This is a genomic window from Pleionea sediminis, from assembly GCF_007570825.1.
GTDB classification, from domain to species: Bacteria; Pseudomonadota; Gammaproteobacteria; order Enterobacterales; family Kangiellaceae; genus Pleionea; species Pleionea sediminis.
The window spans coordinates 160,240-183,097 of sequence record NZ_SUNB01000005.1; the positions used below are offsets into that span (position 1 = coordinate 160,240).

17 protein-coding genes are annotated in these 22,858 nt (G+C 38.8%); 5 read left to right on the top strand and 12 right to left on the bottom strand.

What is annotated here, in order from left to right:
- Nucleotides 1-220 precede the first annotated feature (220 nt).
- The 8 genes from FAX86_RS17350 to FAX86_RS17385 form a co-directional block, all read right to left on the bottom strand.
- Nucleotides 221-724, bottom strand: a complete 504-nt coding sequence (locus tag FAX86_RS17350) for a porin family protein (protein WP_144394745.1) — start codon at nt 722-724, stop codon at nt 221-223.
- 268 nt (nt 725-992) lie between these two features.
- Entirely contained in the window at nt 993-1,607 is a 615-nt protein-coding gene (locus FAX86_RS17355; protein ID WP_144394746.1) for a class I SAM-dependent methyltransferase, read from the bottom strand.
- A 160-nt stretch (nt 1,608-1,767) separates the two neighbouring features.
- Complete coding sequence (locus FAX86_RS17360) at nt 1,768-2,997, bottom strand: M12 family metallopeptidase (protein WP_164503653.1); 1,230 nt, start codon at nt 2,995-2,997, stop codon at nt 1,768-1,770.
- 503 nt (nt 2,998-3,500) lie between these two features.
- Nucleotides 3,501-4,700, bottom strand: coding sequence for a DUF3570 domain-containing protein (locus FAX86_RS17365; protein ID WP_164503654.1), 1,200 nt, complete (start codon nt 4,698-4,700; stop codon nt 3,501-3,503).
- Complete coding sequence (locus FAX86_RS17370; RefSeq protein WP_144394749.1) at nt 4,687-4,893, bottom strand: DUF4266 domain-containing protein; 207 nt, start codon at nt 4,891-4,893, stop codon at nt 4,687-4,689. Before FAX86_RS17370 ends, FAX86_RS17365 begins: the two co-directional genes overlap by 14 nt.
- A 34-nt stretch (nt 4,894-4,927) precedes the next feature.
- Entirely contained in the window at nt 4,928-6,256 is a 1,329-nt protein-coding gene (locus tag FAX86_RS17375) for a hypothetical protein (RefSeq protein ID WP_144394750.1), read from the bottom strand.
- Nucleotides 6,257-6,259: 3 nt separating this feature from the next.
- Nucleotides 6,260-8,668, bottom strand: a complete 2,409-nt coding sequence (locus tag FAX86_RS17380; protein WP_144394751.1) for a hypothetical protein — start codon at nt 8,666-8,668, stop codon at nt 6,260-6,262.
- 429 nt (nt 8,669-9,097) lie between these two features.
- A complete protein-coding gene (locus FAX86_RS17385; RefSeq protein ID WP_144394752.1) occupies nt 9,098-12,256 on the bottom strand; it encodes a hybrid sensor histidine kinase/response regulator transcription factor in 3,159 nt (1,052 codons plus the stop codon).
- A gap of 427 nt (nt 12,257-12,683) precedes the next feature.
- Between FAX86_RS17385 and FAX86_RS17390 the strand changes: the two genes are divergently transcribed.
- Both FAX86_RS17390 and FAX86_RS17395 read left to right on the top strand, forming a co-directional pair.
- Nucleotides 12,684-12,884, top strand: a complete 201-nt coding sequence (locus FAX86_RS17390; RefSeq protein ID WP_164503655.1) for a DUF4177 domain-containing protein — start codon at nt 12,684-12,686, stop codon at nt 12,882-12,884.
- Nucleotides 12,885-13,030: 146 nt separating this feature from the next.
- Nucleotides 13,031-13,513, top strand: a complete 483-nt coding sequence (locus FAX86_RS17395; RefSeq protein ID WP_164503656.1) for a T6SS immunity protein Tdi1 domain-containing protein — start codon at nt 13,031-13,033, stop codon at nt 13,511-13,513.
- A gap of 73 nt (nt 13,514-13,586) precedes the next feature.
- Here FAX86_RS17395 and rsgA read toward each other — a convergent pair whose 3' ends face one another.
- On the bottom strand, nt 13,587-14,627 hold the full coding sequence (rsgA, locus tag FAX86_RS17400; RefSeq protein ID WP_144394755.1) for a ribosome small subunit-dependent GTPase A: 1,041 nt from the start codon (nt 14,625-14,627) through the stop codon (nt 13,587-13,589).
- 414 nt (nt 14,628-15,041) lie between these two features.
- Here rsgA and FAX86_RS17405 point away from each other — a divergent pair, with 414 nt between their 5' ends.
- Nucleotides 15,042-15,506, top strand: coding sequence for a CYTH domain-containing protein (locus tag FAX86_RS17405; protein WP_144394756.1), 465 nt, complete (start codon nt 15,042-15,044; stop codon nt 15,504-15,506).
- A 573-nt stretch (nt 15,507-16,079) separates the two neighbouring features.
- Here FAX86_RS17405 and FAX86_RS17410 read toward each other — a convergent pair.
- Nucleotides 16,080-17,540, bottom strand: a complete 1,461-nt coding sequence (locus FAX86_RS17410; RefSeq protein WP_205859244.1) for an alpha/beta fold hydrolase — start codon at nt 17,538-17,540, stop codon at nt 16,080-16,082.
- 205 nt (nt 17,541-17,745) lie between these two features.
- Between FAX86_RS17410 and FAX86_RS17415 the strand changes: the two genes are divergently transcribed.
- A complete protein-coding gene (locus tag FAX86_RS17415) occupies nt 17,746-19,263 on the top strand; it encodes a LytR/AlgR family response regulator transcription factor (protein ID WP_144394757.1) in 1,518 nt (505 codons plus the stop codon).
- Between the two features lie 369 nt (nt 19,264-19,632).
- Here the strand turns inward: FAX86_RS17415 and FAX86_RS17420 are convergent, their stop codons facing one another.
- Nucleotides 19,633-21,021, bottom strand: coding sequence for a cadherin-like domain-containing protein (locus FAX86_RS17420; RefSeq protein WP_144394758.1), 1,389 nt, complete (start codon nt 21,019-21,021; stop codon nt 19,633-19,635).
- A 311-nt stretch (nt 21,022-21,332) separates the two neighbouring features.
- Nucleotides 21,333-21,830: a hypothetical protein gene (locus FAX86_RS17425; RefSeq protein WP_144394759.1), complete on the bottom strand. Its 498-nt coding sequence runs from the start codon at nt 21,828-21,830 to the stop codon at nt 21,333-21,335.
- 373 nt (nt 21,831-22,203) lie between these two features.
- Between FAX86_RS17425 and FAX86_RS17430 the strand changes: the two genes are divergently transcribed.
- Nucleotides 22,204-22,689 (top strand): outer membrane beta-barrel protein, encoded by a 486-nt coding sequence (locus FAX86_RS17430; RefSeq protein ID WP_164503657.1) that lies wholly within the window; start codon nt 22,204-22,206, stop codon nt 22,687-22,689.
- Nucleotides 22,690-22,858 lie beyond the last annotated feature (169 nt).

Sequence of the window (22,858 nt, forward strand, 5' to 3'; positions counted from 1 at the left end):
AATTAGCTGAGCTTAATAGTAATTTAAAGTTTTATATGTTTTGAACAACTTTATCTTATTTTTTCTTAGAGAGAAGGGGCTGTATTGTTTTAATTAAAAAATATAATCACGAAACTTTTATAATTAACGGAGAATATTAAATTTGTTCGAATTTTTGAGTTGGTTTATTACTCTTAGTAGAGAATAAAAAAGGAGGGAATTACCTCCTTTTTTGGCAATCTTAAAATTTAAAAGTGACGCCTGCGCTGATAGTAGTTGCTTCCAGGTCATCTTTGTCAATTAACCGTGCCCACTCAAGATTAAAAGCAGTGGAGTCTGACATTTTAATATCGAACCCTAAACCATAAGAAAGGTCGCTTTCGCTTTCTGATACAGAAAAGCCAGAACCTTTAGCACTTACTTTTCCTTTGGTGAAACCAACTAGTCCATAAAGGTCGAATGAACTTTTCGGCATAAATCGATAAACTCCATAGACGCCATACATATTATCGAGCTCGGCCTTAACATCAGTGAAGAAGTCAAGTTCATCATCAGAAAGTCCTAGACCTAGTCGCCCTTCAACCACAATATTATTAGTAATGTGCTTTCCATATTTGAAGGATAATGCGGTAGGTTTAGCCGAATCTACATCGACAATTGCGTAATTAGCCCCAACGTAGTCATCGGCAAACGCAGATGCTGATAACGCAGATGATAAGATTAAAGTTGATAATTTGAATTTCATAATTAAACTCCATATTAAAAGCGTATTTGCTCAAGGCGTCTGAATTAAATCATAGAATTGAATATTTCGTAAGTACTTGTTCTCATTTTTAAATTTAAATTCTAATTGGCGATTAAAAGTTGATAAAAATTAGTTGTTGGTTAAAAGAGAAAATATCGTGGCGCGATGTTGCTGGTGAATGAACCTATCAATTATATTGTATATCTGAAGCTATCTGGATGATTATTTCTATTATGTGGTCGTAGGACTTGTCTAAGTTTTGTTGAGTTTATTTTTCTGCAGTTAGCCAAAGAAAAGTTTCTCCTGCAATTGTCTTTTTATCACAAGAGTCGACGTTGAATGCCAAACTTTCAAGAAGGGCAACGAGATTTTCTGGTTTATCATGACTATAAAATAATTGTTCACCCATAAATTCTTTATAACCATCAAATTCTCCCGATCCCGTGTATTCTTGTGTTGCATAAGTGAAAAGACATTTTCCTTTAGGTTTTAACCATTGGTGAATGTTGGAAAATAGATCTGGATGCTGAGCTCTGGGAATATGGAAAAGGCTATAAATTGCAGTGATCGCATCAAATTTCTCAGACTCAAAAGTTACCTCTGAAATATCGGAAACCAGTGTTTGCATTTCGGGGACCTGTTTATTGGCCAGAGCTATCATTTTTTCTGAGAAGTCGACACCAGTAACGTGCCAGCTTTTATCGACAAAAGATCTTGCGAGTGGAACTCCCGCACCACAACCTAAATCGAGTAATGAACCTGCCTCACAATTTAGCTTTGTTTGAAACTCAGCAATCACATCGTCAATATTAAATGCATCTCTGGCGGTATCGTAAGATTCAGCAAATCGATCGTAGACTTCTGAAAGTGATTGTTTATCCATATAAAAACCATATTAAATCTTAGTTAAGCAGAGAAAGATATCTTCATTATTGGTTCTATTAATTTATATTACACCGTAATTGAAGTGATGCGTTCAATAATATCTCAATATTAAACAAGTCTACTCCCCAAATTATTTAGGGAGTAGGAGGATCAAACTTCTACTTCTGAAGATTAAATGTGTAACTTCCACGTCCTTGTGCTGAATAGATACTGAAATAGTAATAGCCAGAGCTTGCATTGAAGCTTAATGATTCATTTGAATTACCAGACGTTGAGCGCCTTACTTCTTGCCACTCAGAGCCATTCCAACGATAAAGGAATAGATCGAAGTTAGCATTGTTGGGTCCTCGTAGTGTCGCTCTTAATCGACCGCCACTATACTGAAACCAATTGCCATTAGGCTGAATATCATAATCACCGGTGCCGGAAAGATTACCTCGATAAGTTTCGCCATTATTATTGTCATCGTCTCCATCATCACCGCCACCATTACTACCATAAATTGCTGCGGTTGCCGCAATATCGCCAGACGACAAACTGAAATACTTACCAAGGTTACGTGTGTCAACACCGCCTTGTTTTGGCCAAATGGTTGCTTGTCCATTGGTGCTAAAAGCGGTTGTGGGATAATGCATAATTGAGCGGTAATCGTATCTACCATGATCACGGCCCTCTCGAGAATTTATTTTGTTAAAATTATATTCCATACCACGTTGAATATTATTCCAATAAATAGTCACGTAGCTGTCGCGATCGGTTCGGGTTTGTTCATGAAAAAAGCCTAAAGCATGGCCTAATTCATGCACTGCTGCACCACGACCACAGGCGTCGGCTAGATTAACAATTTGTCGACCGCCTTGCCGTCCAACCATCGAACTGCATCCACTACCATTTTGCACAAGAATATAATCTCGTTGATTGCTTCGACGAACAAAGCGGACATTTGTTTTTGAGTTCCAATGATTGATGGCGTAATTAATAGCTTGTCTTGCTTGACTGCCCAGATTTGAGGCTAATTGATACGGCACAATGCCGTTATTCCATTTGTAGCCCGAAGAAGGATAACGAGTTGCAGCGGATGGACCTTCAAACTCAGGAGGCGCCTCTTGGCCAGTCACAATTTTTAGTCCAAATTGTTTTAATTTTTTCGTTTCACCAAGAATCATATCGCCAGAGTAGGCAACACCATCAACGTCAACGGCCAGGATGACTTCACCGGTATCTGTAGTGATTTCAAATAACTCTCTATCTTCACTACTAAACCCAAAGAGCGAATCTTTTGATAGATGGGGCGTTAACATTTGAGAGTCGGTCTCATTTTCTTTTGCGTTTACTGAATAGCTAATAGAAAGAGCTAGTGTGAAAATTAAGAATTTGTTGAAGAGCATATTTCTTCCTCGTCGAAGTGGTCGGTGTAAAAGGTGAAGGACAGGATGCCTTTTACTCATTCAAAAAATAAACTTGGACGCTAAATTCTTGGTTTTCAATTGTGATTTGCAATTTATCGGTAAGTAATATAATTAAGTGAAAATTGTTAAATGGGTGCGAGATATTTAATTCCTCAAATGAGGCAAACATAACTTATAATAAATTGGTTTTATGGCGTAACGGGCGTAACCATCATTGTTGTAAGGGCTCATTCTTCGAGAATTAGAGGGAGTATATTCCAAAAGAAAAGGGGCAGAGTTTGCCCCCCAAAAATAACTGTCATTTATATAGTAAATGATGCAGCTGGAAATTTTTAAATTACGATATGTTTTTTCGTCTTGACGACTTAATGACACTAAGTCGAAACCTTTTAATAAACACTTAATCAGTGTTACGCTTAAGGCAAGAGTGTATTACCTTAAGCGTAACCTGAGACGCTTGTGAATCGAAAATCCTTTTTCTATTAGAAAGTTAAATTGAAACCTACTGAAACCAAGTTGAAGTTTAAAAGTCCTGGGTTGGCTTCTTCTGCTTTCGCTAATCCGATATCGGCACCACTTTGGTATTGTTCTGCACTAATTGTAAAACTCCAATCTTTAAATGCTTTATTAAGCTTTAGTCCATAAGTGACAGCCCCATATTCGGACAATCGATAATCTGTCGAGTGAAACTGATCGTCTCGTGCCTGCTCATAGAATATTTGATAAAAATAGGCCGAAGTTTGGTCATACAATCGAATTGAAGGAACGAGTTGCAGACTTTCCGTGATATTTTGATACCAGGCGACTTTAAGGGTGTTCGAACGGATTTCCCAGTCATCGTCGTACAACCGGTAGTCAAAATGAAAAGCACCATCTAATGCGTCACTGAAGTAACGAATTTGAAACGCGGCAGTTGTCGCAATACGCTTGTCGGGTCGGCTATCTGCAATAATATTGCTACCACTTGAACCAATAGAAACCACTTTGTAAGGGTCCGAAAGAAATCCGCTTTTTGTTGCGTAACCCAAATTAAATTTCATTAACATGTTTTTATTAATGATGGGCGTGTAGCTGTATAAAATGCTACTCGACTGTTTTTCTTCAGGTTCTGTTATTCGAGTGTTAAATGTATCATTGGTTAATGTTGGTGCAATTTCATCATCAGAAGCATCGATCGATAGAGTGTGCGTAGACATTTTGTCTTCGGTATCGAAGCTGTAAGATAATGCGAAACTAACAGAGTCGTAGTCATCTTCTGTCGATGTTGCTAGTGTCGTCCCTAAACTATGTTGTCCATCAACGTATTTTATACCTAACGAACCATCGGTGCGTGTATCTTCGATCGATGCACCACTCATTACCTGAACAATTTCACCATCGACATCAGGAAAGGTAAACCAAGGAGATGCGCCTGACATCGTTTCATGTTGTGCATTAACTTCAAACTCGACATAGCCCGAAACAGGAACAATTAATTGAAATTGATTCACTTTAATTTCATAGCGATCTTTTTCTGCGTTAAACAATAACGATTTATCGGCAGAATCTTCAGAATATAAATGGTAGCGAAAGCCAAACTGTACGTCCTGTGAAATTTGATCCGCAGACGAGTGTGCAGACATTAATGCCGAAGCGGCCGTCGTGAATGCTAATAAAGCTTGATTCTCTTTAGTTACAGCCACAACCGCCTCCCGTTCCTGAGTTTCCGCCGGAAGAGGCTTCTTTGCTAAAATATACATGGCGATGGAAAGCGGCCATCATTCTATCGGGTTCAATTTGCATTTCTAATTTTGACAGTCGACCACGCTCATAGGGCTTTACCGTAGAGCATCCCGTTACCAACAAGAATACAACACATAAACAAATTGATTTCATCGAGTAACTACTCCTACTCTTGTAAAATATTTTCTTAAACTAGTGACACTGCGGGAACGTCTCTCACACGCTCTTCAAGTCGATCATCAGGTACGCCTGCGGCTTTGAGAACGCTTTTGGCGTAGCAGGCTAATGAGTCATCGACAGACACATTAGGATTTTCTGTACCGCCAGTTGATGAGTTTATCGGCATAGATACTCCTTTGGAGATATTGGGGTCAATGCCACCAATAACTTTTCTAGAAAGGTGGCCCCCAAATAATAAGCCTGTTGATAAAGAGCCATTGTGGTTTCTTCCATTGGCTCGCTTATTCATACTGCGACCAAATACAGAGATAGTCGCATATAGAAGCTGATTCCAAACATCCATGCTGTTTGCGAAGTCATAAAAGTCGCGATACGCTTCCATCATGTCCAGTGTCCGTTCTGCTTCTACCGTCATCGCATCGGAGATATGATTGTCGCCAGACAATTGATAACTCACAACGGCAGCGGGTGCGAGATTAAGTTTTGCAATAATACATGCCATACGCATTTGACTGGCGTAACTGTCGTCATTGATTTCGGAGACTTCGTTAAGAAGTTTGCTCGCTACTTCGTCGGCTTGTTGTTGAGTCAAGGCATATTCATCAAGAAAACGTTTTTGATTTGGAGTGCCATTGGTTTTTATATTTTGATAAACAGCGTCTATCAAATGGTTTCTTGCTGCACTAAACATTTCACGCGGTACTTCTGAATTGATACTACTAGTAACTAACTCTTTAATAACGGTTGGTGTGTATGTATTTAAAGGCGAACCTTTATAAGTTGCAGAACCTGATAATACAATGGGTTTATCAATGACACATCCCATCGCAATTGCATTTTCTTGCGCAATAGCAGAGACCAACTCTTCTTCACCTCGACCAATAAAGCCTTTAATGGCACCACCAGCCGTTTTCGCCGACGGGAACTGAGGATGGATACCCAGTTTAGTTCGGTGATGAAAAAAGGCCATGTTATCTTGCATGGATCCGAGTGCCTCAAAAATTCGTGCGATACGAACGGGATTTTGTCCATCTAAAAAGTTGGTGGTCAATGCCATATCTTCAGATGTGTAAGTTGTTCCCGCTATGGTTTTTACATAATCAGTACTGTTTTTAGTTGGGTGCATAAAGTCCGGAGAATCAAATGATCCTGGGCCACAACCATTAACCGCTTCTCCGGCACCCGATTGCGCGATAATCGCAAACTTACGTAAAGGATCGCGAACAAAAGTACTGCCTGCCGTTAAGAATGCCGGTGACAGACCGGTGAGTAATGAATTGATCGATAAGCTCATCGCCGAGGATGCAGCACCGATTAAAAAATTTCTTCTATTCATCGTTTATATTCCTAGTGAAGTTAACGAAGGATTCTGACAAGCTAAAGTGAATATGTTTTCCATAGCTGCTTGGTCGGTTAATCCTAATCCACAAGAGGGCTGTTCCTCAGATAACGCATCGTTAAATTGAGCTTCAGTCGAACAAATGGATGATGATTCTTTAAATACATTGTACAGTTGGCTCAAGCTTTCGTTGGCATCGGTATATCGCTGCGTTTGCTTTGGATAACCCAGAATATGTTCTACCATCAACGAAATTGTCTCTGTCGCAGTACTTGCCGCTCTAGGAAAGGTTCGACTGTTGTTGCCGATGATATTAATTAAATCAGCACTACAAAGATTTTTAACGGAAATACTCGAGAACGAAGAAATGGAGCTTGGTAATGTGAATCCTGTTGCACCTCGTTGTGCTGTTCCTTTGGGAATGCCTCGAGCAAGATTGATATTCTTCCCACAAAAATCGGTAAATGCATCAATATCATCGAGTTGACGACTACGACGAACTTCTCGCAAGCGAACTTTCATTGCCTGGCAGAAATGATCTCGGCGAGAAATGCTGACTTGTGCACCCGGAAAGCTATTCTCACTTTCTGAGTAAGTATGTGTCATCATTTTTGAAGAGAAAAATTCTTTGAAAAGTTTATCTAATTTGTAGCCTGATTGAGAAAATACTGAGGCAATACGAACCAATTCCGGATCTTGTTTAAAGCACTTAATACTGCTGGCCCATTGACAGACTTTTAACGTCCAGCCCATCGCAAAGTCGGGGTGTTTTGCCATGGATTCAACCAGTGAAAATAAATCATTTCCTGGTGTGTTTACTCCTTGAAAACTAAAGTAAGGAGATGGAAAAGTTTCCAGTGTATATTTGGGGCTATTGGGTTTTGGATCGTAACCAAAGTAGTTTGCAGCCTCTTCAATATAATGCGCTACGGATTCTTCACTATTGGGTCTGAATCGGTGATGTTCATAATCGAAGTGCATTTCAAAAGCACTTTTCATTGGATCAAGATTTTTATGACATCCCATACAATCCGATCCCTCTGGAATTTGATCCGTATCGATACCAGGGTGTGGATGATTTTCAGGAATCGTGGGATCTCCCATGGTAAAGGTTTGCCCAAGAGTAATTATTAAGCATTGATTGACTAGGGCTCGAAACTTATTATCGGCATTGGTTTGCCACATTTGCAAAAATGCAGGTGAAGTACATATTGTACGAGGTGTTCTTAATTTGATGTTTCCTCCATCAGGTACAGAGCGTAAAACTGAAACATTAGTTCCATCAATAAAACCATCGTGTATTTGCATTTCGGTTGAATTGGGACGATAAAGAAGCTCGACGGTTCGCCAATCATTGGTATCGGATTCGATTAAATTGACCGCCGCAGCTTTAAGATTGTTGATCGCACTGTTCTTATTAAAGTTACCAGACTTGGAACGCATTGGCGGATTATCGAGCATCTTATACACGAGTAACATTGCCGTCGTGACTTCATGCCTTGTGGTCCAAAATAGTGAACGGAAGTCGGCACGATCTTTATAGACTCTTTCCGCCGTGCGAATCAGGCTTTCTTTCATATTGGCCACGGTTGGCGCCGAAATTCTTGTGCCAGTGTTACGCAATTGTTGTCGATAATTTTTATCCGCTGGATCTTGTTGTAGAGCTAACTCAAAAAAGCTACGTCGCTTTGCTGTAAAGTCGTCACTTTCAACCCACTGGCTCACCAGGTTCTCAAAATTACTTTGCACCAATCGACCTTGATCGTCAGTCGTTTCCAGTAATTCTTCATCGGTCACAGCTGAGCCGATGAGTAAATATTTTGTTCGACTTAATACTTCAAATGCATCGGCAGGAACTGCGATATCGGAGCTGATAAATTCGGATGAGTCGTCACCATCTTCTCCCACATCAAAATCATCGCCGTCTTCGTAGTTGTCTATAATGGCTTGAACCCAGGTTTTAAGTGTTGCGTATTCTTCTGCAGAAACTCCGTTGCTGCCGAGTGGCATTTTGGCAATACAGTTAACCTCGCTGTTGTGTGGGGTAACCAATTTTAGTAAGAGTGAATCCTCCGCATTTTCAGGATTCACCAAGACTTCGCCAAAGCAATCTTCTGACTCTGAAGGTACCAAAACAAGTCGTTGGGTAAACGCATCGAGAGAACCCGATTCCAGATTTAAACGACCTTCGCGACCATCCTGGGCACTGTGACAACTGGCGCAACGAGGTTTAAGGATCGCCAGTGCATCTTCATGAATGCTGGGATCGTCGGGATTAGGATTTCCTGTATCCGAATCTTCACCTTCGGTTTCTCCACCCGAACAGCCGATAAGACTGAAGATGAAGACACCTATTAACACTTTTTTTATGATTCTCAACTGAGGTTCCAGGGATTTAAAGAGAGGCATCAAGTACTCCTACGAAGAACGTAAACCTAATGATTAATTAGCCAGATTTTGAAAGCGTGAAATTATCAGGTTGGCTAAAAATTAGCTTGCCCAACGCCGTCAAATGCTTTGCCAAAAATGACAGTGATGCAATAACACATTGAATTTTAATAAGAAAATTCGAGGCCTTTTAGCGAGGTGTTTGTTTGTAATTGTGAGACAGATCTCAGTTGATTAGAGTCTTATGAACTGAAAAGCTGTTTTCTAGTTGAGATATAACAATGAAATGACTTGGATATTTTGGTTAGAACTGGTGGTTGCTCATTGTTTGAATGCTTTTGCAATTCAATTAATGAGTAAAAACAGGGGCTGTAATGATTTGAATTTCGAAGCACAAGTGTTAGAAAAATGAATTTCTCCATCATCTTATTTGTAACCGGCCCCTTATTGTTATTCAGGACTTGAGACTGTTGTACTTTTATTCTTGTCCTGACTGGGCGGAGTACCATGATAGTCCGCATAAGCACGACTAAATGCCGATAAGCTGATAAAACCAACGGCATAAGCGGCTTCACTGACGGAAACATTGCCGCGAAGTAATAACTGTCGTGCTGTCTCTAATCTGCGAGTTTTTATGAATTGAGTCGGCGAACAATCTAACCATTTCTTGCATTGTCGGAGTAATTTACTGGCAGAGATATTCATTAACTCCGCGAGTTGACTGACACTGAAATTTTCTTCAGACATGTTTTTATCGACAATTTGACGTATTGAAGTGATAAATTTTTGGTCGCTCGTTTGATAATTTTGGGGCAATTCGGATGTTTCTTCCGCTTTAATAAAGTTTTGGTAGAGCTTTTGAGCCATTCGTTTTTTGAGTGCCATTTGGTTGGCGACACGAGCAACTAACTCTTCATGAGAAAAGGGCTTTGTGATGTAATCATTAGCTCCTTCGATTAATCCTTCAAGTTGTTCTTCATGTGCTGCTTTTGCGCTGAGCAGTATTAATGGGATGTGACTCGTGTTGTTATCTGATTTAAGTTTGTGAGTCAGCTGTAAACCATCCATAACTGGCATCATAATGTCTGAGATGATTAAATCTGGTTGTTGGATGATAGCTGCTGATAAGCCTTGTTCGCCATTAGCTTCACAGGAAATACGATAGTGTGGCTGTAAAATGCGCTTTAATAAAACTTGCATTTCCGGGTTGTCTTCAATGATCAGCACGAGTGGTTTTAGCAGGGTATCTTGAATTGACTTTTCTTTGTTGGAGTCAGTCACTGTATTACGGTCGAATTCATTGTTATCACTATCATTTTGGAAAGTAACATTGTCTGGTACTGGAGTTTTTTCGTTTTCGTCGGCTGAATTTTCACTTAATGGAATCTGTGCCGCTACTGGAGTTGAGGTGATTAACTCAGAAATTAGTTCGTTTTCCCTTGTTGTTTTTGTAATTTGTTCTTGTTGTTCTCTCGAGTAGTGAGTCATTCCTTGCTTAAGTGTGATAATGAATTCTGCGCCTTTATCACCGTGGCTTTTTACACGAATTGAACCATTGTGTAATTTTAATAAGTCGCGAACTAATGCTAAACCAATACCGGTTCCTGGTTTTTGAATACTACTGCTCGACTGTCCTTGATAAAACCGGTCGAATATATGCTCCAGTTCTTCATTGGAAATACCAATGCCATAATCTCTAATAGTAATGATAAGTGAGCTATCTTCGCTTTTAGAATCGAGTGAAAGCTCTATCTTAGAGTTTTCAGAAGAGAACTTAATGGCATTAGTGATTAAGTTAGTCATTATTTTGTCAAAATGATCGGGGTCAAAATATAGGGTAGGTTTCGTTTCCAATCCATCGGCTACTAATTCTAGTTTTTGTTGTTTCATTTCCGTCTTAAACCTGGATACACAGCTTGTAATGGCATCTGCCACATTCAATTCTTCGAGTTGTACCTGCATTTTTCCTGATTCGATTTTTTCAACATCGAGAAATTGATTGATTAAATGCATCATATGTAAGTTATTATGTAATGCTGACTCAACTAGCTGTTTTTCTTCACTATTGTTTATTAGGTTTTCTCTCAATAGAATTTTTAGTGAGCCGACCGAAAGGGTGACCGCTGTTCTAAATTCATGAGAAATGTTGGTAAAAAAACGTGATTTAGTATCACTCAGTTCTTTTAGCTTATTCGCTAGAATACTTTTCCTTCTTAAGTTAGTGAAAATTAGCCACATCACTAATCCACTAAATACTAGAAATATGATAAATAGCCAGAATTGAAATTCTTTCTGACGTTTTTCAGCGAGTTTTAGCTGCTTTTCTTGCTCAATTAATTGGCTTTTAACTTCTGTTTCGAGTTCCAATCGTTTTAGCTCACTGTTTGACGCAGCTCGTGCAGCTCGCTCTTTAAATTCAGGTTCAATTACAGACTCGTAGTAGTGATAAAATAACTCTAGACCTCTAGTTCGAATCGTTGGGTTATTAATTGATATCAGTCGCTCATAAATGTCACTTCTTGCTTCTGCGGGTGTATTTTCTGGGAGTTGATAACAAGTATTTAAATCAGTGTCTCTATCCCAGTGAAATTGTGTAAGCTTTTGATAACAGGTTAAATAAGATCCCACGACTGTATTTTTTATGGGGGCAAGATCTGTGTCTTCTAATAAGTTTTGTGCTTGAACTATGTTGTTTGTTTTTGCATAGGAAAGCGCAAGAAAAACTTTCGCGTCTTTTAAGTAAACAGCTTCCATCTCAACAACTTTTTTAAAGTAAGGAATGGCTTTTGAGTAATCATTCAAATGTAATGTATATGCGGAGCCGATATTATAATAAGCCAGCTCCAAAAATTCATGTGAATCTCTAAGTGAGAGGCCCGATGCGGTTTTTATTAGCTCCTTATGTTCCTCTGCAAACTTTTCGAGCAGGCTGATTCCCTTTTTAATATACTCTTTATTGCCGTAAATAATATAAATAGTGGCGATGTTAAAATTGGCATCATAGATGTAGTCTTTGTATTTTTTAGGGCTGTTTTTTAAGACGTACTGATAAGTTGATAAAGCTTCAGCAACCATTCCTTTCGACTGTTGAAGCCACCCTAGCTCATTGTGCGCAAACATTAAGGCTCGTTCTTCACCTAATTCTTTTGTCGCTTCAATTATTTGGTCGTATGCGAATTTTATTTCTTCGTAGGGTTGAATGTTTGAAAGGCTGTCTAAACAGCGAATTCGCCATAAAAAATCAGTTGGGTATACTGTAAAGTTGTTGCAAATTTCAACGGCTTTGTCTTTTACTCCTGAAAAATAATATTCATCGAACAACAGCCTCTGCAGTGCATAGTTCTGAGAAATAAACGTTTCAGGTTGGTTGAAGTCTCTAGAAAAAGCGTTTTTATTAACTTTCGCTTCTAACCACTCTATTTTTTTTCTAACGCTCCAGTCATGAAAGTCTTCGGGTAATACTTCTTGTTCTCTATCCAAAACAAGTTGAAGAATTTGCTGTTGAAGCGCTAACTCTGAATAGACAAACTTTTGGTCGTTGGCAGTAGTTTGTGTCGTCAATATAAGAACTAAAACGCATTTGAAAAATAGTCGCAGAAAATTGTTCATCTTGTGTCTCAAAGAGTCGTTTTTATTAACTCTGCTGTAAACCTTCGCAAAAGATTCAGACAATAGCAAGAGTGGTAAATAGAGGTTGCTTTATGCAAGTAAATGGGCATTTATACTCGATATTTGCATGATTTATAATACTCTTCTTAATTTCGACGCTAATTATAGCAGCGACTCGCTAAAAAGCTGTCAATCGCTTCACAGTTGCAAACAATCTGACATCTCATAGATATCGACTATTCGGGGAGATAACGGGTCTTTGTTAAATTTCTCCTTCGATTTCTCAGATCGACCTACTATTTTAGTCATTTTTATTCTTGAAGCATTGTTTTGTTTAAATAATACATGAAACTTTCTGATGATAGGATTCCCAGGAATATTTTGATAGGCTGGTGGAGTTTAAAGTCAAGTTAATGGAGTGATGACAATGTGGGAATATAAAATAGTTGATTCTAATAACGCCGAGAAGGGTGGATTTTTGAAAGGTAGAACGGTTGAGCAAGTTGAGGCGTATCTGAACCAACTGGGGCAAGAAGGTTGGGAGATTATCGATCTCGATTTTCAAATGGATCCGACAATTCCCGGCGGTCCAGCGCATTTTCATGGTGTGGCCAAAAGAAAGAAATAAATGTTTTTGTATTTCAAAACCACAGTTTTCATTGGCCTTCACATTGTGATTACAATTGCTCAATAAGGGTGACTCAATTAAAATAGTCAAATGATAAATCTGGAATGGTCTGGTTTTTAAAATCGGGACTTTCGATGAGAGGTCTTATGCTACTTGATGATATTTCCATTGCTCCTCATTCTGTGGACTGGAATAAGGTTTTACATTATTGGGATTGGTTGCTGGCAGAGCAGCCTGAGTTTTCTATTTGGATGGTAACCCCATTTGCTGAGTTGATTACCGCTGATAGTGAAGGTTCTGTTTGGTTTATTTCAACTTCTGGCGCGAACTATGAAAAAGTAGCTGACTCTAAAGATGATTTTTTAGCGCTGATCGAGGATAAAGAAGCGCTTGATTATTTCTTTATGCCTTCCTTGGTCCATGAGTTAGTCGAGTCTGGGATGACACTGGGCCAAGACGAATGTTACAGCTTTATCACGCCTAATGTTTTTAAGGAGTGCTCGTTTGATCCCGAAAATTTTAAAGTTGCCAATATTGAAGATTACTTAATGGGTCTGGGTGATTTATTAGGTAAGCTCATGAAAACCGAGGCAGGACAAACGGCAACCTTGAATGATGATGGCGATTAAACGCAATTAACTTCCGCGTTTATAAAAAGTAGTCTCGGTTGCCAGTTTCATCTCGGCCGTGGACTCTTTTTGATCATCTTCCCTTTAAGGTTTTCGCCTCATCCATCGTTCGTCGATAGAATTTACCGAGTGCTTTATCTTTGGCGCGTTTTTCTGCAATGTTTGCCGAGTTTATAGACTCTTCACGGAGTAAATTTAAGTAATTTTTCAATCGTCTTTCATCCAGATCACCTAAGTCAATTGCATTGCGAACTGCGCATCCGGGTTCTTTTAAATGTTTACAATCTGAGAAGCGGCATTGATTCGCGAGCTCTTCAATATCAGTAAACGTTTTGGCGATACCGTCTTTGCAATCAGTAACCTGTATTTCACGCATGCCGGGGGTATCTAAAATTAAGCCGCCCGATTCTAGAATGATTAATGAACGTTGGGTTGTCGTGTGTCGACCTTTGTCATCATCTTCACGAATACTTCCTGTAGCTTGACGGCTGTTGCCGAGTAGGGAGTTAATTAAGGTGGATTTTCCCACGCCCGATGAGCCAAGCACACACACTGTGTTACCTTTTTTTAGCCAAGGCATTAGTTTGGAAACGCTATTTTCGTCGAGGCAATTGACATCCTCGACAGGCAAGAAGGCGTCGAGTTTTCTTACTTGAGCAACGAAGTGGTCTGGAGAAGAGCAAAGATCACTTTTACTTAAAATGACTACTGGATCGGCCCCGGCTTCATTCACTAGTGATAAAAATCGTTCAATTCGGTTAAGATTAAAATCGTCATTCATTGAGCAGACAATAAATGCGCTGTCTACATTGGCGGATATCAGCTGTCGCTTTAATTGTGATCCTGCTGCCTTTCTTTGAAAGCAGGTTTTGCGGTCGAGTAAACGTAGGAATCGATGCTGTTCGTCAAGTAAAAGCCAGTCGCCTACGACAAGGTCAGGCATTGAATGTGTTATGGGAATTTTAAAAGATTCTGAATCAGCAGTAACTAAAAGCTCATTTCGATGTTGCTCAACGACTCGAGCGGGGAGTGCACTTTCACACTCTTCTAACGATAATTGCTGTTGAAAAAAAGATTGCCAACCGAGTTTGGTTAATAAAGCGAAGTCAGACATGATAAACCCCTTAACTGGAGTGATGACTGGATAACAAAGAGGCTTTTTACCTCGATTTTTTAAACTGAGCTCAATGCCATTTACAACCGGTATGGAGCATCAAGTTTGGTCTGAAGTGATAGCGCTTTTATTCAACCCTAACCCATTCGATGCGATTATAGTACAGACAATTGAGCTGCACCATAGTCAATCTATCGTTTTTGAAAGAGTAGTATTGCTGCGTAATTCAGTTAAGTTTGACTATACTTAATTGTCGTCGTTTAACGACTTTCTTAAACATATTTTTGTGAGACTTAGTATTATTTGTTTAATTCAGCCGATAATATCGAAATCAATTGATAGCCGGAGAATTGACGGTTTTATGATGAGAAAGAATATTTTCAATAATGCTTTATTAATGCAGGAATAAGCATCATGGGTAAAGAAATTGAGCGAAAGTTTCTAGTTAACGAAGAGCTATTACCGCCGCTAGGGGAGGGGAATTATATATCTCAGGGTTATATTGATACTAAAGATAACACGGTAGTTCGAGCACGAATAAAAGGTGATGTAGGTTATTTGACGCTCAAAGGGGAAAGTGACGGAATAAGTTGTCTGGAGTTTGAATATGAGATTCCTTTGCTCGATGCGCAAGAAATAATCGAAGATCTCTGCAAAGGTAAAAGTATCGAAAAAACTCGGTATGAACTAAAAATAGGGGGACACCTTTGGGAAATCGATCGCTTTCATGGTGAAAATGAAGGGTTGATTATTGCTGAGGTCGAATTGGAGGATGAGAATGACGAAGTCGAGCTACCTGAATGGATAAAAAAGGAAGTGTCCGGTAAAGTCCAGTATTACAATTCGAGTTTATTGATTCACCCTTACAAAAACTGGTAGGAACAATATCCTTTTCTAAAAAATATCCATTACTTACGTCATCTTGCAGGACAATCCTTAGCCACTAATATGTGTTCCGTCCTTAGTTAAAAATCGACCTATTTTATAAACAGTTATAAATAGGTCGATTACTAATGTTCTATCAGCGAACTAGTCGCACGATGTGATTTCCTTTTCTAAAAATGTTCCATTACTTCTGTCATCTCGCAGGACCGTCCTTAGCCACTAATATGTGTTCCGTCCTTAGTCAAAAAGCGACCTATTTATGGTTACCCATAAATAGGTCGATTACTAACGTTCTATCGGCGAACAAGCCGCACGATGTGATTTCCTTTTCTAAAAATGTTCCATTACTTCTGTCATTTCGCAGGACCGTCCTTAGCCACTAAAATGTGCGCCGTCCTTAGTAATGAAGCCCCTGCGCTGTTGACGATTGACATCTTAGGGTCAGAGCTCGGTTTTGACGAGAAAAATGGGTTTCAGAAATACGACATCGTATATAACAAATACGACATTTCTTTATAAAACAATAAGATAGCGCGGCCCTAAAAGAGGGTTTTTAGTGGCTGAATGTTAAAATGACAACTCCTCGACTTCAATTTTTTGAACATCGATGGGTTGATTTTTCATAAATTGAGCTATGATTTCTTCAACTTTTGGTGAAGACATGAATAAATTATGGCCAGCATTTTCGACTAGAATTTGCGAAACATTGCTGTGATGTTGTACGGCTTGTCGCTGACTATCTGGATAGGTTCTCCCATCGAGGGTTCCACTAAAAAGTAATAGTGGTACGTTACTTTTTTGTGGCGTTCTGAACGTATCACCCAGATCTAAATCCGGATATATATTGACTAGTTGTGGCATTGGGAAGTTAAGTAAGTTACCCAATAGAGCGGTTTTTGCTTGCTCTTTAACAGTGGATAACCGCTGTTTAGTGATGCCAGAAGCAACGTCCATTGCCAGAGGCATTAGTTCAAATTTTATTCGTGGATCACTGAACATGCCTCGTTGTAAAACTTGTGTAAGCATTTGAGTGTTGCCAACCTCAATCATTTTATAAAGTTGCATCAATAGCATGAGATACTGTCCCGGATCGGCAATGGTCATAGCAGCAAGCCATTGCATGTGATGCTTTTGAAACAATAAATCAACCGGCGCTCCTTTCTGGTTTGGTATTGAAACTTTAATGGGATTTGCATCCAGTTGCGCGTGAACTTTGTTCATTAAAGCCGTCAAATCTGGGTAAGCCGATTTAAGATTGGGTGATTGATCGATCATTTTTTGGACACGCTCAAAGTAACGATCGGTTTGAAAGGGGAGTTTAACGGTTTGATCGAGACCTTCGGCGCTGGCCAAGATCATCTTATCGATTTTATCTGCAAAGAGTTGTGCGGCGGTTAAGGCCAGATGACTACCGTAAGAAATTCCCCATAACACGACTCTTTTAGCGCCTAAATGTTTTCTGAGAGCATCGATATCTAAAGCATTTTGAACGGTAGTGTAGCCTGTTACATCAAATCCTTTTTTACGCCAAAAAGCAAAGCATTCGGTTGCTGCTTTTCGATAGCGTTGCGTTATTGATTCAACAGAAATTGCTTGAGTAAGATTCAGTTCCTCAGAAGAAATACATTTGGGAGCCTTATCGGATTCGCCAGTGCCTCTTTGATCCAGCGCGATGACATCGCCAAATTCGCGCATTGCCATAAATAGTGGAAAGCGTTTGCCTTTTGCGGTAGCAATTCCAGAACCTCCAGGTCCACCTGATAAATAGATAATTGGTGGACCCTGTTTGGTACCTGTTGCTGGAAATCGAACGTAACGGATTTTAATTAAACGGCTTAGTGGATCGCTTCTGTTTTCTTGAACGTTAAGGTATCCCTGATAAGCTTTAACTGGGTTGCCGTGAGTCGGTTGAAAGTTGATGTTTACCTCGTTTTGTATGGGAGCACTCTTATGAATTTGATTATTTGCCCAGACATAGGAATACATAATGGATAAAACGATGATGGCAATCTGCTTTAGCTGTCGCATAGGGTGTTGTCTCTCGATTAATAAAAACCTTATGACATCAGAATTTTCATTTACAAGTGAGTGAATTTCGTTCAGAGGTGGTTGTTTTTGGGATGAATTCGGTTAACGGTAGCGCTTTTTCGGTAAGCGGTTATGCTTAATCTGTCACTTATTGATAGGTCGTGGCAATCTCAAACGTTTGAATATAACTCCACAGGAATCCAACTTGACTAACAAGCTGTCCTTTTTGTATTTGCTAATTTTGCTGGCTTATTCGGCAACACTTTCAGCAGACACATTGCGATCGTTAACTAAAAAACCCGTTTGGGTGTGTGACTCACTCGAACCAACATCGATGAAATTTCAGGACCTTGATAGCCGCTGTGACTCTCAAGAACTGGCTTCGATTGATCCACAATTGGGTCTTGTTTGGATCGTAATTTCCTTTACTTTGGATGACTCCTGGCAGTTAGATAATGAACCCTTGGGCTTGTATATTATGGGTAAGGCATCGAGCCGAATTTATCTCAATGGAAAGTTAGTGGGTAACAATGGCACACCGGCGAATGAACCTCAGAATGAGTTACCGGGTTATATGGATTCCGTCTTTTTTTTGCCCCGTCGATTGCTCAAATCAAAACAAAATTACATTGTTTTAGAAATGTCCTCACAACATGGTTATTTGCATTTAGGACGACCTCTGCACTTTATTGGCCTTGCTCGTTATGGTGAGGCAAATCGTTTTGTTCAGCAGTTCAGCCAAATTGGCTTGGTATTATCAGGTATATTTTTATTGGCATCCATTTATTACCTGACACTCTGTTTCAATTTACAGCAGCGAAAGCATGCATTGATTTTCTTTTTCATGTCGATTCTTTTAGCCGGCCAGTTATTTGCAGAAATATTTCGAGGCCTTTTTCAATATTCATATCCCATTCATGATTTGCGATTACTTCTGGTTACCGGCTTATCACTTGGGTTTGGTATTTGTGTGTTGTTTTATATTAGCCGTAAATATCAGGCCCGGCATTACTGGCATTGGACCTATTCGGGAGTACTATTAACGATAACTGCAGTGTTATTGTCACCTGGCTTTGATGCAAAAACAGGTATGGCAACTTTAATTCCAAGCTGTGTCGCCATTGTAATATTAGGTATTGAAATTAGGAAAACCTTTAAGTGGTCAAACTTTATTCTTTTACTTTCATTTTTGTTTTTTGCTTTAGCTATTATCGTGACACGAGGCTTTTTTCATGAAATTCTATTCTATGTTTTTGCGGCACTATTTATGTGTTATCTATTTGTTCTTCAGGCTAAAGAGTTTTCGCGCGAACAGTCGAAACGACAACATGAAAAAGAACTAATCGCTAAACTTGAATATAAGTTGGATCAAAGAAAGCAGCAAACAAAGCCAGCCAGTTTATCAATTCACAGTTCAGGAAAGTTAGAGAAAGTGATGACCTCAGATATTGTCTACGGTAAAGCATCGGGTGATTATGTTGAGCTGTATCTTAAAGAAAACCGTCAGACTTTATACAGTGGTTCGTTAAAGAATTTACTGGAGCAATTGCCAAATACCTTTATCAAAGTGCATCGATCTTTTATTGTTAATTTGGATAGTGTGCAAACGTTAGAAAGTGAATCTGGAACGGGCTCGTTACTGTTGAATGATCGCAGTAAAATTCCGGTGAGTCGACGAATGATGCCGAAAGTTCGTGAGTCGCTGCAAGTGAATTATTCGTGAATATTGACTCGCTTAGTCCGAAAATTTGAATCTTTACATACATCTAAGACGATATAGGCTTTTATCTTTCTGCCATTTCTATTAAAGGTTACTTGCTCAAACCTTGGTGATTTCTTTGGGGGACAATTATCCATTCGAGAATAATCTTATTCGAAAGTAATTTGAACGGATATTTTCAGACCACTATTCAATTGGGTGCGAACTGTTGGGGTTACCATTAAAAGAAATTAATCGCGAACATTGATGTCTAGTCGTTTCTAGTAAAACAGTGCATTAACACTATCAGTGAAATTTATACAGACATCATAGTGGACTTAAGTAACTTGTAAGAAAAGTTGACAGCTTCCTTGCTGTCTTAATGAGTTAAAATTATTCGTCGGATAATATTTGCATAAAAAACTCGCCAATATTGGACTCCACTTGGCCATCGCTAGCAACAATTTCGATTAAGTCGGTGCCAAAGAAGTCCTGATTTGGTGTGTAGGTAAAAGTAGGTCCTTCTCCGGTAATGGTGCCAAAATAAGGAGGAGCGACAACTCGATAAGTAAGTTCGTCATTTTCAGGGTCAAATGCCTCAACCGTAAACTCTAAAGGTTCGTTCATAAATCCATAGAATTGGTCACTTTCAATGACTGGAGCGGTATTTCTGGAAGACGCAATCACAATGGTTGCTGTTGCAACATTTGAATTCACGACGCCGTCATTAGCAACAAAAGTAAAAGTATCTTGACCCACAAATCCGGAATCTGGCGTGTAAATAAAGTTTGGACCTGCGCCTGATAGTGTTCCATTTTGCGGTGGAGAAACAATAGCAAATGTTAAGGGATCGTTATCAAGATCAATAACATTGACGGTAAATGTTAATTGACTGTCTTCTTGACCATTTATTTGAATATCCTCGGCGACGGGAGCATTGTTCAACGATGTAATATTCAAAAATATTGTCGCTGTATTAGAGTCTGCTTGACCATCGTTAGCAACAAAGTTAAAGCTGTCGTTACCACTAAATCCTGGATTAGGAACATACAGGTAAACAAAGTCACTACCAATCAAAGTCCCATTTTGTGGTTCCGATGTGACAGAGTAAGTAATGGGGTCACCATCAGGGTCATTGGCGACTAGAAATATTATAATGATTTCATCTTGCTTACCTTCGTATGACCCACCCACCGCAATAGGCGGAACGTTTTGGTCAACATTACATTCTGTTGGACCCAGGTAGATAAAATCCAACTTTCCTTTTTTATCCTTTTTCATTTTTGTTTTAGTCAGTTGGATGTTTGCAAAGCTGCCGATTTGGTAATCGAAGTTATCATCTTTTCCTTTCCCTTTTCTTCGCTCGTCGACTTCTCTTCGGTTAGACCAGACAGGAATGGTTATGATGGTATCTTCAAGATCTTCAAGTCGTTCTTTTGCATCTTTATTTTTCTTTACTTTTTCACGTGATTGAACAAAATCGCCAATCGATAAAACCGTATCATTAAAGTCATCCGGATTGATGTATATCTCACTATTCCCTGGAGGGATAAGGCTCTCTTCTAAACTACGTTTATCTTGATCGCCATCCCAGGTGAGCCAGTCAAATTCATCTAGCTTATCGCCAGCTTTGATTTTTTTGAACTTATCACCTATTTCAGCATCTTCAAAAAGTTCTTGAGATACCGTAATGGGATAAATTTCACAATGCTCATCGGCTTTAAGTGGAATAACAAGGAAAGTTAAAATAAAAGATATTATGAATGGATTAATGTTTTGCATCTTACACCTCGACAACAGATACTCAATCTACTTCATAGTATAAATTAACAGAGATATTGATAACTTCGTCGAGATATCTCTAAACTATTTTAGATTTTATTTCGAATAATCAGTATCGCAATATTTTTTGTGCGCTAGGTCACTATGATTTAGATAATGAACGCAGGTTTTGACTGCAAATTATTGTGAGGTATTTCGTAGCGCAAAGTTTGAACTAACATCGCAATAGTGAGTTATCTTTTACAGTTTAGAAATATAAAAGCATTTAAACTTAGTACGCTGAGTAAAGACTGTATTTATCAGTGACAGGTTTAATTAATGTGGTTTTTTTCGGAACGAAGCCAACTCAACATTTTAGGAAATCCATTTGGCTGGGTGGGTAGTTCGCACATATACCATGAGTAAAGCATCGGATATCCGAAACCATGCCCATTTTGAAATGCATTAATGATTGAATTTGAACCACCTTTGTAGCCATCAGGATGAAAAACAACATCAGGTGGCAAGTTTATATGGACTATAGCAGCCCAAGACCAGGCGATTGCTGCCATTTCATCACTGGCAGAATGACCGAAATCCTTAGCATCCCCACTTATAGAGAATCTTTGCTCTTCTGTTGAAATGGCGATGTGTCCTGCTTCATGGAGGATATCTCCCGAATGTTCTAGTCGTTCTGTATCAATTAATAGCGCACCATTTTCAATTTTCATACCAGGTAAGAAAGTTGTTTCGCTAATTGAACATAAGGAGAAATCAATATCGACTTTTTTAAGGAAACTCAGAATTTTGTCAAATGTATCGTTATGCATATTGTTTAAATTTCTTTAGTGGTTTTGGTGAATACTCGCAGTGCAAACCTATTTAGATAATCATATATTTATTATTATAGCGACAACATGTCTTTTGATAAGGCTAATAGTTTCTTTTTACTTATAAAGTATCAAGCAAAGAGTCTACATGAGGTGTTGTATTTGGGGTTGAATATGATTGCCAGGTTGCAATTTAGAAACCTAACTGCGTAGTTAAATAAGCAGTTAACTTTGATCATTTATTCTGAAATATTGAACCGGTTCATAATAATTATTTTAATTTTATCACATTGTGGTATTTTCTAAGTTGACGCTTATTGATTATCGGTTATGTTGAATGCGCTTTTATTTAATTTACAATGGAGTAACTAAAATGAATAAAAAGTTAATTGGACTTTCAGCAGCTTCTTTATTGTCAATGAGTCTTTATGCTGGCGATTATGTAGGCGTGAGCTATAAAATGGTCGAAGTAAGTGAGGGGAGCTTTTCTATTGAGCCGAGTGCTATTGATGGAAAATATGGGCATATGTTAACGAATAATATTGCTTTAGAGAGCCGTTTTGGAATTGGTGTAGCGGATGATGAAGACGTTGGCATTGATTCAATGATAGGTATATTTGGTGCTTATCATTTTAAATTAGATAGTATCGTTACTCCTTATGCAATTGCTGGCTTTTCAAGTACAGAACTATCTGTTCCAGGCGGTGACTCTGTTACTAGAAATGATTTTTCGTATGGCATTGGTGCTGATATTTCAATAGATAAAAAATCATCCATTAGTGTGGAATATGTTCAATACTTCGATAAAGACTTTTTAGAGGGTACGGCCATTAGTGCCGGTTGGACCTACAGTTTTTAATCAATCGATTAACGATTATCTTACCCGTCAACTAAGCAACAAATTATTCGTTGCTTAGTTGCTAAATTTTAATGTTCCACAATTCGCTTATCTAAATAATATTTATTTTTGAGTTTTGTTCTACTATTCAAATGTAAATCTTTACAATTTTTTAAAGAATTTTATTGAC

Bases quoted from the DNA above. Each gene is read 5' to 3' on its own strand.
- FAX86_RS17385 (WP_144394752.1), bottom strand. From the start codon at position 12,256: ATGAACAATTTTCTGCGACTATTTTTCAAATGCGTTTTAGTTCTTATA.
- FAX86_RS17425 (WP_144394759.1), bottom strand. From the start codon at position 21,830: ATGCATAACGATACATTTGACAAAATTCTGAGTTTCCTTAAAAAAGTC.
- FAX86_RS17380 (WP_144394751.1), bottom strand. From the start codon at position 8,668: ATGCCTCTCTTTAAATCCCTGGAACCTCAGTTGAGAATCATAAAAAAA.
- FAX86_RS17375 (WP_144394750.1), bottom strand. From the start codon at position 6,256: ATGAATAGAAGAAATTTTTTAATCGGTGCTGCATCCTCGGCGATGAGC.
- FAX86_RS17395 (WP_164503656.1), top strand. From the start codon at position 13,031: ATGCTACTTGATGATATTTCCATTGCTCCTCATTCTGTGGACTGGAAT.
- FAX86_RS17355 (WP_144394746.1), bottom strand. From the start codon at position 1,607: ATGGATAAACAATCACTTTCAGAAGTCTACGATCGATTTGCTGAATCT.
- FAX86_RS17420 (WP_144394758.1), bottom strand. From the start codon at position 21,021: ATGCAAAACATTAATCCATTCATAATATCTTTTATTTTAACTTTCCTT.
- FAX86_RS17360 (WP_164503653.1), bottom strand. From the start codon at position 2,997: ATGCTCTTCAACAAATTCTTAATTTTCACACTAGCTCTTTCTATTAGC.
- FAX86_RS17350 (WP_144394745.1), bottom strand. From the start codon at position 724: ATGAAATTCAAATTATCAACTTTAATCTTATCATCTGCGTTATCAGCA.
- FAX86_RS17410 (WP_205859244.1), bottom strand. From the start codon at position 17,540: ATGCGACAGCTAAAGCAGATTGCCATCATCGTTTTATCCATTATGTAT.
- FAX86_RS17405 (WP_144394756.1), top strand. From the start codon at position 15,042: ATGGGTAAAGAAATTGAGCGAAAGTTTCTAGTTAACGAAGAGCTATTA.
- rsgA (WP_144394755.1), bottom strand. From the start codon at position 14,627: ATGTCTGACTTCGCTTTATTAACCAAACTCGGTTGGCAATCTTTTTTT.
- FAX86_RS17390 (WP_164503655.1), top strand. From the start codon at position 12,684: ATGTGGGAATATAAAATAGTTGATTCTAATAACGCCGAGAAGGGTGGA.
- FAX86_RS17370 (WP_144394749.1), bottom strand. From the start codon at position 4,893: ATGAAATCAATTTGTTTATGTGTTGTATTCTTGTTGGTAACGGGATGC.
- FAX86_RS17430 (WP_164503657.1), top strand. From the start codon at position 22,204: ATGAATAAAAAGTTAATTGGACTTTCAGCAGCTTCTTTATTGTCAATG.